Genomic DNA, 13,024 nt, shown 5'->3' on the forward strand with positions numbered 1-13,024 from the left:
ACGTGCAGGAAGCCATCGCACTCGCCAACGACAGTGTCTACGGTCTTGGCGGGAGCGTGTGGTCTTCGGATCCCGAACGCGCCACCAACGTCGCCCGCCGCGTTCACTCGGGGACCGTCGGGGTCAACCACTACGTCAACGATCCGGTCGCCCCGTTCGGGGGCATCAAACAGAGCGGCATGGGACGCGAACTCGGTCCGGAGGGGCTGCACGCGTTCCAGGAGTACAAGACCATCTACATGCCACCCGCAGCGTGATAACCAGTGTCTGCGCCCGCCATCACCATGCCCAGCGCCAACGTCCATGAATTCACGGCGGACCTGATCGTCCGCCGCCGCAGCACACCGGCAGACGGTGTGGTGGTGCTAGACCTTGCTCATCCGGAGTCCCAAGACCTACCACCCTGGGAGCCGGGAGCCCACATCGACCTGGTCCTCGAAGACGGGCTCACGCGGCAGTACTCGCTCTGCGGTGACCCTCGCGGTCCGGTCTGGCGCGTCGGGGTTCTGCTCGATCCGAACAGTCGCGGTGGTTCGCGGTATGTTCACGAAAATCTCGCCGAGGGTGCCACCGTGCGGGTTCGCGGCCCCCGCAACCACTTTCCGCTTGTCGACGCACCACGCTACCGGTTCATAGCGGGGGGTATCGGCATCACGCCGATTGCCGCGATGATCGAGGCTGTCCAGCAGGCAGGCAACGACTGGACGCTCCTATACGGCGGACGGACCAAGGCGTCCATGGCCTTCGCTGATGAGCTTGCAGAGCGCTATTCCGACTGCGTCACGGTGTGGCCGCAGGACGAGCGGGGTCTTCTCGACCTCGAATCGCTTCTCAAGGATCCCGAGGACAACACCTTGGTGTACTGCTGCGGGCCGGAGCCATTGCTCGCGGCGGTCGAGCAACATTGCGCCCAATGGCCGACAGGGGCCCTCCACATCGAGAGGTTCGCCGCCAAGGCGCCGAGTGCAGAGCAGGCCGCTGAAGCGCTCGATCAGTTTGAGGTGGTGTGCCAGCGTTCCGGAATCACTCTGGAGATCACAGCCGACAAGTCGATTCTGGAAACCCTTGAGGAAGCGGACATTCCCATCATGGCGAGCTGCTATGAAGGCGTCTGCGGCACCTGCGAGGCGCGAGTGTTGGAGGGCACCCCGGATCACCGCGACTCGATGCTCACCGAACCTGAGAAAGTTGCCGGCGAAGTCATGTTGGTATGCGTGTCGCGCTCACGCACCGAGAGGTTGGTCCTGGACCTGTGATTACCAACTATCCGAAGAAATGCTGGTACGTCGCCGCCACCTGCGAGGAGATAACCGACTCGCCGCTGGGACGTCAGTTGCTCGGAAAGGATGTCGTGCTGTGGCGCGGCATGAGCGGCGTGGTCACCGCTTTCGAAAACCGTTGCGCCCATCGAGCTTTCCCGCTGTCGCACAGCCGCGTCGACGGAGACCGCTTGGTTTGTGGGTATCACGGATGCACCTACGACGCCGAAGGCAAGTGCGTTTACACACCGACCCAACCCCAAGTCCCTACCGGGATGAGGGTGCGCGTGTTTCCCGTCTTCGAGGAACCGCCGTTCGTCTGGATCTGGCCGGGACAGCCGGCCGCTGCCACCGGAAGTCAGCCGCCACGCATGCCGTGGATCAACGACCCGGCGTGGTCGACATTCGCGGATACGTGGCACGTGGACGCCAATTACATGATGGTTCATGAACACTACTTGGACTTCAGCTACGCGCCTGTCGTTCATACGAGAGATCTGCCTCCGGGACTTGACAGTATGCCGGCGTTCAGCGATGTCGAGGTGACCGAGACCACAGTGTCTTATACCCGGATCATGCCGGAACTCCCCCTCACTGACTGGCACGTCAACGCCACCGGACTCGACCGGGCCCAGTTGTATAAGCATAGTGAGAGCGGCACTTTCGTCTCGCCCGGGATGCATCGCCAATATTGGAATATTGAGACCTCGGCCGGCAAGGTGTACACCACCACGCGGACCCACGCCATCACGCCCGAGACGGACACATCGACTCACGTGTTCATGCAGGGCTCGCGTAACTACGCACTCGATAGTGACGCGGTGACCACCGGTTTGAGGTCGTTCCTGACCGGGGTAAGCGAACGCGACACTTCCATCCTGGAGATGGCGTCCAGGCACGCGGGCTACGACGGATGGCGGGGCGGGGTGGAGTTTCAGGCAGATGCCGCCGCACTGCGCGCTCGACGCATCGTTGGGGTGATGTTGGCCAAGGAAGCGGGCCGGTCCGCGATACGTCCCGGTCTCGCACCCAACAGCAGGGCCTACTCACTCAGCCCTGATCGGCCGCTCGTACCTGGTGGCTAGCGACGCTTCGACGCTTTGCGCATCCACCCGTAGCCCAAGTAGTGCGCAGCCTTCTCGCGCACAGTACGAAGGATTCGACTATGGCGGTTTAGCGGGCGCTGGTGAGGTTCTCTGCGTTATCGCCTCGCGAGTGTTTCCCGAACGGCCGTTTTGTCCGATGAATTGCGTGGATTTCGTGAACTTGCGGTGATGGTGGATGGTCCTGGCCGGTTTCGAGCCAGCGACCTTCCGCACGTGAGACGGTCCTCGCCCGCGAGCTGTCCCAACGTCGCTTAGGGTAGCCTAAGCTCGATGAGCTTCTCGTATGCCTCCGTCATCGAGACGATTCAGCTGACCCCACGCCTGCGCCGCATCGCGCTGCAGGTCGACGACCCCGAAGCGCTCGAGGTCAAGCCAGGCGGCGACTCCGCCGTCGGCGTCTACTTTCCCGTCGTCACGCCCGACGGCGAACGCATCCCGCCGCCGGTCGTCGACGGCCCCGACGGGACCCGCTACGTCGACCCATCGTCGGGAGCCGAGGGTCGCAACTACTCTGTGCGGTACCACGCAAGCGACCGGATCGAACTCGACGTCATCCTGCATGCCCGCGGAGCCGGAACGACGTGGGCCAGCGCGACCGGCCCCGGCGACCGGGTCGGACTCGACCACGCTCGATCGTGGTACCGGCCCGAGCCGACGACCCACTGGCAGCTGCTGGTCACCGACCTGTCCGGGCTGCCCGCCGCCGCCCGCATCATCTCCGAGCTTCCCGGCGGCATCCCCGTCACCGCCATCGTCGAGGTCGCCGAACACGAGGACCTGGACTATCTGCCCACCCATCCGGACGTCACCATCGTAGAAAGCGTCGGCACCGGAAACGGCCACGCCCCAAGCCAACTCGCGCAGCTGGTCCGCGAACTGACGCTTCCCGACGGCCGCGGCTACTGCTGGTTCGCCGGGGAGGCCGCAGAATCCCGGGCCGTGCGCAAGCACTTCCGCGGCCACGGGTGGACGATCGAACAGCTCGACGTCACCGGCTACTGGCGGTTCGACTCCGAGACCTGGGACGCCAAGTTCGCCCTCGTCGAGGACGACGTCGTGGCGGTCTGGGAACGCGCCCTGGCCGACGGCAAGGGCGAGAAGGTGGCCGACGAGGAGTTCGACGAAGCGCTCGAGCGAGCCGGCCTCTAGACACCGTGACCGCCCCCGCGCCGGCGCCGACAGCTCCGGCCACCACACAGCGCCACCCGACCCAACGCAGCCGGGTCGTCGGGCTGCTCCTCGCCGTGGCGCTGTTGGCCCTGACGTGTGTCGCCAGCCTGGCCATCGGCACCGAAAACGTCACCCTGCCAACCGTCTGGCAGGCCGTCACCGACTACCACGACATCGGCGACCAGTGGATCGTGCACGACCTACGTATCCCCCGCACCGTGCTCGCCCTGCTCGTCGGGCGGGCCCTCGGCCTGTCGGGAACCCTGATCCAGGCAGTGGGCCGCAATCCGCTGGCTGACTCCGAGATCCTCGGGATCAACTCCGGTGCAGCGCTGTTCGTCGTCTTCGCGATCGCCTTCCTCGGCATGACCGGCATCTGGTTCGCCTTCACGGGCACGCTGTTCGCGATGCTGCTGGTCTACCTGGTCGGCATGACCGGTCGCGCCACCGTCCCCCCGGTTCGCGTGCTGCTCGCCGCCGTCGCGGTCGGCGCGGTGATGGACGGCATCGGCTACGCCGTCCGGCTGCGCAACCCACGAGCCTTCGACAACATGCGGTTCTGGGACGCAGGCGCGCTCGACGGCCGCTCCCTCGAGGTCGCCGCGGCGATCGCTCCGTTCATCGCCATCGGCGTGCTGCTGTGCCTGGCCGTCGGACGCTCGCTCAACGTCACCGCCCTCGGCGACGACCTGGCAAAGAGCATGGGCGGCAACGTCGCCCGCACCCAGGCCCTGAGCCTGATCGCCGTCGCCCTGCTGGCGGGCACGGCCACCGCAGGCGCGGGCCCGATCGGCTTCGTCGGCCTGATGGTAGTGCCGCACGCGGTGCGCAGGTTCACCGGCCGGGACTGGCGCTGGATCCTCGCCTACGCCACCGTCGTAACGCCGGCCCTGCTGTTGGCGACACCGCCGAAATCGTTCTTGCCGAGTCGACTCCGCGTACGCCGACGGTCCACCGGAGTTGGCTGCTCAATGAACGTCACTACGGCGCACTTCAGGGCAGAAGCCGCGCGGCGGTGCGTGCCGAGTTCGGCGACGAGCTGTCCGGCCGCTGGCGTCGCTCCTACGACGCGACACCACCCTCCATCGGCGACGACGACCCCACCCATCCGGTCCGCGATCCGCGCTACGCCGAAGTGCCCGCGGACGAGCTGCCGACCACCGAATCACTCGCCGACGTACGCACGCGACTGCTCCCCTACTGGCGGAACGCGATCGCCACCGACCTGGCCGCCGACCGAGTCACCCTCGTTGTCGCGCACGGCAACTCACTACGCGCACTGTGCATGATCCTCGACGACCTGTCTCCGGAGCAGGTGCGCTCGTTGCACATCCCCACCGGGGTGCCGCTGCGTTACGACCTCGACGAGGCCCTCGTCCCACGGGTGCCGGGCGGCACCTACCTCGACCGATCCGCGGCAGCGGCGGGGATCGCCGAGGTTGCCGCCGGCGGATTCGTGACAAAGCCGTAACAGTCTCGTCGGCACCGTGCGACAGTTCCCCGATGACCGGAAGCGTCGCCGTGATCGGGGCAGGGCCGGGCGGGCTGATCGCGGCGCGTTGGCTGCTCTCTCGGGGATTCGAGCCGACGATCTTCGAGCAGGGTCCGATGCTGGGCGGTCAGTGGACGGGCCTTGATGGCCACAGCGGTGTGTGGCCGACCATGCGCACCAACACGAGCCGCGTCATGACCGCCTTCAGCGACCTGGCCCACGACAGTGACCTCGTCTACCAATCCAACCAAGACATCCTCGACTACCTGCATCGCTATGCCGAGGCGTTCGGAATCGATTCCCGCATCCGGCTCGACACCCGGGTGGAGCTCCTTACCCGAGACGGTGCCGGATGGCTGGTGGCTCACTCCGGAAGGTCCATGCGCTTCGACCGAGTGGTGGTGGCCAGCGGCAGGTTCCATGCGCCCGCGATCCCAGAGGTTCCTGGCCTCGACACATTCGCCGGGTCGGCGGGAGTGATCTCCAGTTACCACTATCGGGAACCCTCCGCATATCTCGGCAAACGTGTTCTCGTCGCAGGCTGCGCGGTCAGCGCGCTCGAGATCGCGGTCGAACTCGCTCACCTCGGCGCAGCCCGCGTCGTGGTCACCCAGCGCCGACAGCGCTACGTTCTGCCGAAATTCGCCGCAGGCGTTCCCTCCGACCACCGGATCTTCACCCGATACGGAGCCCTGGCGAGCGAGCGCCTGCCGGCAACGGAGATCGACCGACAGCTGAAGGAGATCGTGGTCGAGGCCGGAGGGAGCCCGCAGCAGTACGGCGCCCCGGCGCCCGACGCGTCGCTCTTCGCCGCTGGAGTCACCCTCAACCAGCAGTACCTGCCGCTCGTCGCGGAGGGCCGGATCACGGTGCGTCCATGGATCGAATCCGTCGCCGACTCGACCGTGACCTTCATCGACGGGTGTGCCGAGGAGTTCGACGGGATCGTATTCGGCACCGGCTTCGATCTGTGCATGCCGTTTCTCGGTGAGGACATCCGCGCGGTCCTCGACCTCGATGCGGTGCACCTGGACGCTGATCGCTACACGTTTCACCCCGACCTCGACGGGCTGGCCTTCATGGGTATGTGGGACCAGTCGGGCGGATACTTCGTGCCGCTGGAACTGCAGGCCAGGTGGATCGCCTACCTGTGGGGCGGCGCGATTCCGGCGGTCAGTGAGTCCACCCAGCGGCAGTCGATCGATGCCTATCGCTCCAGGCGGGGGACGTCCCAGAAGACTCGAATGAACCTGGCGGCCCTGACCTTCGCGCGCGCCGCCGGTGTCGAGCCGCACCTCGAGAATTGGCCGGACCTACGCCGCGCCCTCTTGTTCGGCCCCCTCGCGCCGAGTTGCTTCCGACTCGAGGGCCCGGACGCGCTGCCCGATGCCCCGGAACGGTTCGCCCGCGAGGCCGCCGCGTTCGGTGCGATCACGTCGAACGAGCTGACCGAGCGCGAACGGAACTACTGGTCGCTCATCGACGACAGCGGATGACTGCGAGTCCGCCCGGCGTCACAGCGCACGGCCTATGCCCCGCGCGGCGACCTGCAAGGCGCCGAGCAGCCGCTGGCGATCGCGCTTCAGGGTGGGTACCACGACGCCGATCGCGGCCACGACCGCATCGTCTGACGACCGCACGACGGGGACGGCCAGCGAGCATGCTCCCAGCGACATCTCTTCGTTCGTCGTCGCGACCCCCTCGCGCCGAATCCGTTGCAGCTGTGCGGAAAGCACCGAAGCCGACACGATCGTGTACGGCGTGACCCGGGTCAGGCCACCCAGCACCCGCGCGACCACGTCGGGGGGCGCGTTGGCAAGAAGGACCTTCCCAACGCCGGTGCAGTGCATCGGCAGTCTGGTGCCCACACTGCTGACGATGGGCACCGACGCGCGGCCCATCATTCGCTCCAGATAGAGCACCTCGTCGCCATCGCGGACGGCAAGGTGAACAGTGGCCCAGGTAGCGGCATACACGTCGTGCAGAAACGGCTCGGCAACCTGCCGTAGCGTGCCCTGGATCGTGGCGACCAGGCCGGCTTCCCACAGCAGGCGGCCAACGACGTAGCGACCGTCGTCGCGCCGCTGCAGCGCCCCACCCAGCACCATCTCCCCGGCCAACCGATGGGCGGTGGGGACGGGAACGCCTGCCCTGCGGGCGAGTTCGGTCAGTGTCAGGCTGCGATGCTTCTCGTCGAACGCCCCGATCATCGCCAGCAATCGTGACGCCACACTGGCCCCAGGCGTCGACGTGTTTCCCGCCATTTACCGACTCCTTCCGCTGAGCGGAACTCTACGCTGCCCTGCTGGCACGCTTCGGCGATACCGTGCTCACTGTGACAGCACTGATGGCCGGCACGGCGCCCAACGAACTGGCGAGCCAGGCTCAGATCAGCGCGGAGATCGCCACCATCGAATCATCTTGTCAGCAGGTCGGTTTCGAGGAGACCCAGCCGCGGGTCGACTACGCGCCGTACCGGAGCAGCCGGCTGCGGCATCCGACGAAGACCCTGGTCCGCGCCGACCCGGAGGGCCTCGAGTTGTGGGCCCCGTGTTTCGGTGAGCGCGACGTGCACCAGCTGGAATCCGATCTGACCATCCAGCACAGCGGCCAGCCGATCGGCGAGCGCATGGTGGTGACCGGACGGATCGTCGACGGTGACGGTAGGCCGGTGCGCCGTCAGCTCGTCGAGATCTGGCAGGCCAACGCAGGCGGCCGTTACGTCCATCAACGCGACCAGCACCCGTCGCCGCTGGACCCGAACTTCTCCGGCGTGGGGCGCTGCCTCACCGACGACGACGGCTGGTACCGCTTCACCACGATCAAGCCCGGGCCGTACCCGTGGAAGAACCACCACAACGCGTGGAGACCGGCGCACATCCACTTCTCGTTGTTCGGAACCGAATTCACTTCTCGGATGATCACCCAGATGTACTTCCCCGGCGACCCGTTGTTCGCACTGGATCCGATCTTCCAGTCCATCACCGACCAGAAGGCGCGGGATCGGCTGGTGGCCGGTTACGACCACGAGCTCACCACGCACGACTGGGCGACCGGTTATCGGTGGGACATCGTGCTCACCGGATCGGCGCGGACCCCCGTCGAGAACTCCGAGAACGGCGACGGCCAACGATGAGCACGCTGTTGACCGCCACCCCCGGACAGACCATCGGACCCTTCTTCGGGACCGCGCTGCCGTTCGCCGGCGACAACCACCTGGTGCCACCAGGAACCGCAGGAGCGATCCAATTGCACGGCGTGGTCACCGACGGCGATGGCACTCCGGTTCCGGACGCGCTGCTGGAGATCTGGCAGGCCGATGCCGACGGCGAGATCCCCAGCGCCACCGGCTCACTGCGTCGCGACGGCTGGACCTTCACCGGATGGGGGCGGTCCGCCACCGACGGCGAAGGGCGCTACACCTTCTCCACCGTGGTTCCCGGGCCGACGGCGCCGGGCTCGTCGCCATTCATCTGTGTCACCGTCTTCGCCCGCGGGCTGCTCAACCGCCTGTTCACCCGCGCGTACCTGCCGGGCGACCACCTGGCCGCCGACCGACTGCTGCAATCCATCCCGGCAGAACGCCGCCACACCCTGATCGCGCGCCGCGACGAGCACGGCCTGCGTTTCGACATCCGCCTGCAGGGCGACGACGAGACCGTCTTCCTGCGCTACCCGGGACACTGACGTGACCGACCTGTTCTGGCCCGGTGACCATCTCGCCGGCGAGCTGATGAGCGACAGTGCGTTCCTGGCCGCCATGGTCACCGTCGAGCAGGCCTGGCTCGACGTCATCGTCGACGGTGGCGTCGCCCCGGTCCATGCCCGAGCCAGGCTCGACGATGCCCTCACCGACGGCGACCTCGAGGCAATCGCCCGCGGCGCCGACGTCGATGGCAACCCCGTCAGCGGCCTGGTCACCCTGTTGCGACACCGCAGCACGGATCCGACCGCGCGGTGGTTGCATCGCGGCTTGACCAGCCAGGACGTCCTCGACTCCGCGTTGGTGCTGTGCGTGCGCGAGGTTCTGCATCGGATCGACGACGAACTCGCCGCCCAAGTACAGACGATGGGCACGCTGGCCGAGACTCATCGCGGGACGATGACACTCGCGCGCACGCTGACGCAGCCGGCTCTCCCGAGCACGATCGGCGTGAAGGTGTCGCGTTGGCTGTGCGGCGTGCTGGATGCCGCAGAGCCCTTGGCCGACCTGCGGGCGTCACTACCGGTCCAGATGGGTGGCGCGGCAGGCACTCTGGCCGCGACGACGGAACTGGCCGGATCCGCGCAGGGCGCCATCGCATTGAGCGATGCGTTCGCCGCGTCGCTGGGGCTCGTGCCGTCGCCGCCCTGGCACACCACCCGCTCCCCCGTCACCCGCGCCGGCGACGCCCTGGTCACCTGCTGCGACGCCTGGGGACACATCGCTGCCGACGTCGCAACGGGTAGCCGCGCCGAGATTGGTGAACTCGGCGAGGGTCGTGGCGGCGGTTCGTCGACCATGCCGCACAAGGAGAACCCGGTGCGCTCGGTGCTGATCCGTCGGGCGGCGCTGACGGCAGGACCGCTCGCCGCCACCCTGCACTGCGCGTCCGCCACCAACGTCGACGAAAGAGCCGACGGAGCATGGCACGCCGAATGGGCCACGCTGCGTACCCTGGCCCGCCGGACCGTGGTTGCCGCCGCGCACACCACGGAGCTGCTCGCCGAGCTCAACGTCGACCCCGCCCGCTGCGCGGCCAACCTGGCGTCGGCCGGGGAGATCCTCGCCGAGCAGCGGAGCATGACCGAATTGACCGTCCGCTCAGCGCTTCCGGGCTATCTCGGTGCGGCCGACCAGCTCATCGACGCCGCGCTGGAGCGCGCAGCCAAATACCTCAAGGGCACGCCATGACCATTCCACGCATCACCGCCGTCGACTTCGGCGGACCCGACGATGGCGGGCTGCTCCTGCTCGGCCCGTCGTTGGGCACCTCGGCCGTCTCGCTCTGGCGGGACGCAGCCGCTCGACTGCGGGAGCACGTCCACGTCATCGGCTGGGACCTGCCCGGGCACGGCGAGAACGGTACGGCCGAACCGTTCACGATGGCCGAACTCGCCGCCGGGATACTGGCACTGGTCGACGGCGCGGCACCGGGCGCTCGGTTCCACTACGCCGGCGACTCCGTCGGGGGCTGCGTCGGTTTGCAGTTGGCCCTCGACGCACCGCACCGGATCGCGACGGCCACCGTGCTCTGTACCGGAGCGGCCATCGGGACCGCGGAGGGCTGGCGGGAACGTGCCGCCACCGTTCGGGCGTCGGGCACCGCGGCGCTGTTGGACAGCGCCCGAGAGCGTTGGTTCGCACCAGGCTTCACCGAGCGCCGGGCCGATGTCAGCGCCGCGCTTCTCCACGCTCTGCGCGACGCCGACGCCGAGTCCTACGCACAGGTCTGTGAAGCGCTGGCCGGTTTCGACGTCGGCGACCGGCTGGCGGAGATCGTCATCCCCGTGCTCGCCATCGCCGGTAGCGAGGATGTCCCGACCCCACCGGAATCGCTGCGGCGCATCGCCTCTGGAGTGAAGGTCGGCCGGCTGGTGGTACTCGACGGGGTCGGCCACTTGGCCCCGGCGGAGGCACCCGAGCGGGTCGCCGAGCTCACTCTGGAGCACCTGTGGGGCGGTGAATCCCCGCGGACGACGACGACCCAGGACGTCTACGGCGCGGGGATGCAGGTGCGGCGCGAGGTCCTCGGTGACGCGCACGTCGACCGCGCCTCGGCGGCCACCACCGAGCTCACCGGCGACTTCCAACGATTGATCACCGAATACGCCTGGGGCAGCATCTGGACCCGCCCCGGCCTTGATCGGCGCAGCCGATCCATGATCACGCTCACCGCACTCGTCGCCCGCGGCCACCACGAGGAGCTGGCGATGCACCTGCGTGCCGCACGCCGCAACGGCCTGAGCAACGACGAGATCAAGGAAGTGCTCATGCAGACCGCCATCTACTGCGGGGTGCCCGACGCCAACACCGCCTTCCGGATCGCCTCCGGGGTGCTCGCCGAGATCGACGGCGGTGAGCTGTGAGCCGCACGATCATCTGCACGTCACCCAGCGACGCCGTCGCCGGAATCCGCGACGGTGCAACGATTCTCGTCGGAGGCTTCGGGATGGCCGGAATGCCGACCACGCTGATCGACGCGCTGATCGCGCAGGGCGCGACGGACCTCACCATCGTCAGCAACAACGCAGGCAACGGAGACACCGGCCTGGCCGCGCTGTTGGCCGCCGGACGCGTGGCCAAGGTGATCTGCTCGTTCCCGCGCCAGACCGACTCCTATGTGTTCGACGCGCTGTATCGCGCGGGCGAGGTGGACCTCGAGGTCGTGCCGCAGGGGAACCTGGCCGAACGGATCAGGGCCGCGGGCGCGGGTATCGGCGCGTTCTTCTGTCCGACCGGCATCGGGACGCCGCTCGCCGCGGGCAAGGAAGTCCGCACCATCGAGGGCCGTGACTACGTCCTCGAGTACCCCATCCACGCAGACGTCGCGTTGATCGGCGCACACCTCGGTGACGGGATGGGAAACCTGGTCTACCGCAAGACCGCCCGCAACTTCGGGCCGGTGATGGCCACCGCGGCGAAGCTCGTGATCGCCGAGGTCGCCCGCGTCGTCGATCCCGGCGACATCGACCCGGAGGCCGTGGTGACTCCGGGAATCTTCGTCAACCGCATCCTCGACCTGTCGTCGCTGTCGGGCCACCGCACCCGGGCGGCGTCATGACCGAGACCGTGCGCACCCGACCCGCAGTGGTCGAGCACCTCGACCGCGGACCGTTGGACCGACACGAACTCGCGGCCATCATCGCCCGTGACATCCCGCCCGGCTCGTACGTCAACCTCGGCATCGGGCAGCCGACGCTGGTCGCCGACTACCTGGCACCGGCTTCCGGCGTGGTCTTGCACACGGAGAACGGCATGCTCGGGATGGGCGCGGCCGCCACGGGCGACGACATCGACCCCGACTTGACCAACGCAGGCAAGGTCCCTGTCACCGAGACGCCAGGCACGTCGTACTTCCACCACGCCGACTCGTTCGCGATGATGCGCGGCGGTCACCTCGACGTGTGCGTGCTCGGTGCCTTCCAAGTGAGTCGACGCGGCGATCTCGCGAACTGGCACACCGGCGCCCCCGACGCCATCCCCGCGGTCGGTGGCGCGATGGACCTGGCCATCGGCGCCAAGCAGGTCTTCGTGATGATGAATCTCTTCGACAAGAACGGGACCGCCAAACTCGTCCCGCTGTGCACCTATCCGCTGACCGGGCTCCGCTGCGTCAGCCGGGTGTACACCGACCACGGGATCTTCCACGTCGACCCGACGGGCGAAGGGCACGTCCACGTCACCGAGACCTTCGGAATCGGCGTCGCGGCGCTGGCGGAGCGGATGCAGCTCGACCTGGTTCGGTCTTGAGCCGAAGCCGGACGCGGGAGCACGCCCGGCACCTAGGCTGCGGTGCAGAGCCCGCCTTCTCCGGAGGGCGTCGTTCCTAAAGGCAGTCGACGGGAGTGACCCAATGCGCCGTGACCGTGCAGTCGCCGCGCGGCAGCAGTGTCGTGCCTCGGTCGTGCTCGCCGCCGTCGTGTTCGCAGTTCTCGGCTGTTCAGAGTCGACACCACCACTGACGCCGTCGGTCGCCGGGTCCACCCCAACGACGGTGGCCGCCACCGGACGGCCCGGCGCGACCATGCTCGACGACACGACGGTGGCCGCCGCAGGGGATGGCCCCGCGGGCGCACAACCGCAGCTGGCCGCAGACCCGATGCAGTTGGCCGACGATCTCGTCGCTGACGAGCAGGCGCTGCGTGACCCGTCGACACCGGAGGCAGGGCTGGTAGCCGCGGCGCGCCGACAGCAGGCCGCCTACCGCGCGATCGGGCGCCACCCCGACTGGGATGCGGTCACGCGACCGCGCATCCCGCCGGCACTGCTCGAGGTCTACGACCGCAACATCGAT

13 protein-coding genes and 2 pseudogenes are annotated in these 13,024 nt (G+C 67.9%); 14 read left to right on the forward strand and 1 reads right to left on the reverse strand.

The window, feature by feature from the left end; genetic code table 11:
* From QOC69_RS29920 to QOC69_RS29950, 7 genes and pseudogenes are all read left to right on the forward strand, one after another.
* Positions 1–257, forward strand: a 257-nt coding sequence (locus tag QOC69_RS29920; protein WP_526446139.1) for an aldehyde dehydrogenase family protein, incomplete at its 5' end; no start/stop codon positions are given.
* 6 nt (positions 258–263) lie between these two features.
* Positions 264–1,256: a PDR/VanB family oxidoreductase gene (locus QOC69_RS29925; RefSeq protein ID WP_526446140.1), complete on the forward strand. Its 993-nt coding sequence runs from the start codon at positions 264–266 to the stop codon at positions 1,254–1,256.
* The gene (locus tag QOC69_RS29930) at positions 1,253–2,344 is read left to right on the forward strand and encodes a Rieske 2Fe-2S domain-containing protein (protein WP_526446141.1); all 1,092 of its coding nucleotides are present in this window, start codon (positions 1,253–1,255) and stop codon (positions 2,342–2,344) included. The genes QOC69_RS29925 and QOC69_RS29930 overlap by 4 nt, the downstream gene beginning before the upstream one ends.
* A gap of 291 nt (positions 2,345–2,635) precedes the next feature.
* Positions 2,636–3,514, forward strand: a complete 879-nt coding sequence (locus QOC69_RS29935) for a siderophore-interacting protein (protein WP_526446142.1) — start codon at positions 2,636–2,638, stop codon at positions 3,512–3,514.
* A 95-nt stretch (positions 3,515–3,609) separates the two neighbouring features.
* Positions 3,610–4,377 (forward strand): annotated as a pseudogene (locus QOC69_RS29940) (FecCD family ABC transporter permease); the annotation flags it as partial.
* Between the two features lie 71 nt (positions 4,378–4,448).
* Positions 4,449–5,006: a 2,3-bisphosphoglycerate-dependent phosphoglycerate mutase gene (locus QOC69_RS29945; RefSeq protein WP_526446150.1), complete on the forward strand. Its 558-nt coding sequence runs from the start codon at positions 4,449–4,451 to the stop codon at positions 5,004–5,006.
* Positions 5,007–5,038: 32 nt separating this feature from the next.
* Entirely contained in the window at positions 5,039–6,523 is a 1,485-nt protein-coding gene (locus tag QOC69_RS29950) for a flavin-containing monooxygenase (protein WP_526446143.1), read from the forward strand.
* An 18-nt stretch (positions 6,524–6,541) separates the two neighbouring features.
* Here the strand turns inward: QOC69_RS29950 and QOC69_RS29955 are convergent, their stop codons facing one another.
* Positions 6,542–7,291 (reverse strand): IclR family transcriptional regulator, encoded by a 750-nt coding sequence (locus QOC69_RS29955; protein ID WP_526446144.1) that lies wholly within the window; start codon positions 7,289–7,291, stop codon positions 6,542–6,544.
* Between the two features lie 83 nt (positions 7,292–7,374).
* On the opposite strand from QOC69_RS29955, the gene pcaH reads away from it, so the two are divergent.
* The 7 genes and pseudogenes from pcaH to QOC69_RS29990 all read left to right on the forward strand — a co-directional run.
* Positions 7,375–8,163, forward strand: a complete 789-nt coding sequence (gene pcaH, locus QOC69_RS29960; protein ID WP_526446151.1) for a protocatechuate 3,4-dioxygenase subunit beta — start codon at positions 7,375–7,377, stop codon at positions 8,161–8,163.
* On the forward strand, positions 8,160–8,714 hold the full coding sequence (pcaG, locus tag QOC69_RS29965; protein ID WP_526446145.1) for a protocatechuate 3,4-dioxygenase subunit alpha: 555 nt from the start codon (positions 8,160–8,162) through the stop codon (positions 8,712–8,714). Before pcaH ends, pcaG begins: the two co-directional genes overlap by 4 nt.
* 1 nt (position 8,715) lies before the next feature.
* Entirely contained in the window at positions 8,716–9,921 is a 1,206-nt protein-coding gene (locus QOC69_RS29970) for a lyase family protein (protein ID WP_526446146.1), read from the forward strand.
* Complete coding sequence (gene pcaDC / locus QOC69_RS29975; protein WP_526446147.1) at positions 9,918–11,096, forward strand: bifunctional 3-oxoadipate enol-lactonase/4-carboxymuconolactone decarboxylase PcaDC; 1,179 nt, start codon at positions 9,918–9,920, stop codon at positions 11,094–11,096. Before QOC69_RS29970 ends, pcaDC begins: the two co-directional genes overlap by 4 nt.
* A complete protein-coding gene (locus QOC69_RS29980) occupies positions 11,093–11,791 on the forward strand; it encodes a 3-oxoacid CoA-transferase subunit A (protein ID WP_526446148.1) in 699 nt (232 codons plus the stop codon). Before pcaDC ends, QOC69_RS29980 begins: the two co-directional genes overlap by 4 nt.
* Complete coding sequence (locus QOC69_RS29985; protein WP_526446149.1) at positions 11,788–12,480, forward strand: 3-oxoacid CoA-transferase subunit B; 693 nt, start codon at positions 11,788–11,790, stop codon at positions 12,478–12,480. The genes QOC69_RS29980 and QOC69_RS29985 overlap by 4 nt, the downstream gene beginning before the upstream one ends.
* A gap of 103 nt (positions 12,481–12,583) precedes the next feature.
* A pseudogene (locus QOC69_RS29990) lies at positions 12,584–13,024 on the forward strand (lytic transglycosylase domain-containing protein); the annotation flags it as partial.

Source organism: Mycobacterium sp. (assembly GCF_032162105.1).
Taxonomy (GTDB): Bacteria; Actinomycetota; Actinomycetes; order Mycobacteriales; family Mycobacteriaceae; genus Mycobacterium.

What these genes read in the sequence shown, in the direction of transcription:
- QOC69_RS29935 (WP_526446142.1), top strand. Translation starts at nt 2,636, where the DNA reads ATGAGCTTCTCGTATGCCTCCGTCATCGAGACGATTCAGCTGACCCCA.
- QOC69_RS29950 (WP_526446143.1), top strand. Translation starts at nt 5,039, where the DNA reads ATGACCGGAAGCGTCGCCGTGATCGGGGCAGGGCCGGGCGGGCTGATC.
- QOC69_RS29955 (WP_526446144.1), bottom strand. Translation starts at nt 7,291, where the DNA reads ATGGCGGGAAACACGTCGACGCCTGGGGCCAGTGTGGCGTCACGATTG.
- pcaH (WP_526446151.1), top strand. Translation starts at nt 7,375, where the DNA reads ATGGCCGGCACGGCGCCCAACGAACTGGCGAGCCAGGCTCAGATCAGC.
- pcaG (WP_526446145.1), top strand. Translation starts at nt 8,160, where the DNA reads ATGAGCACGCTGTTGACCGCCACCCCCGGACAGACCATCGGACCCTTC.
- pcaDC (WP_526446147.1), top strand. Translation starts at nt 9,918, where the DNA reads ATGACCATTCCACGCATCACCGCCGTCGACTTCGGCGGACCCGACGAT.
- QOC69_RS29985 (WP_526446149.1), top strand. Translation starts at nt 11,788, where the DNA reads ATGACCGAGACCGTGCGCACCCGACCCGCAGTGGTCGAGCACCTCGAC.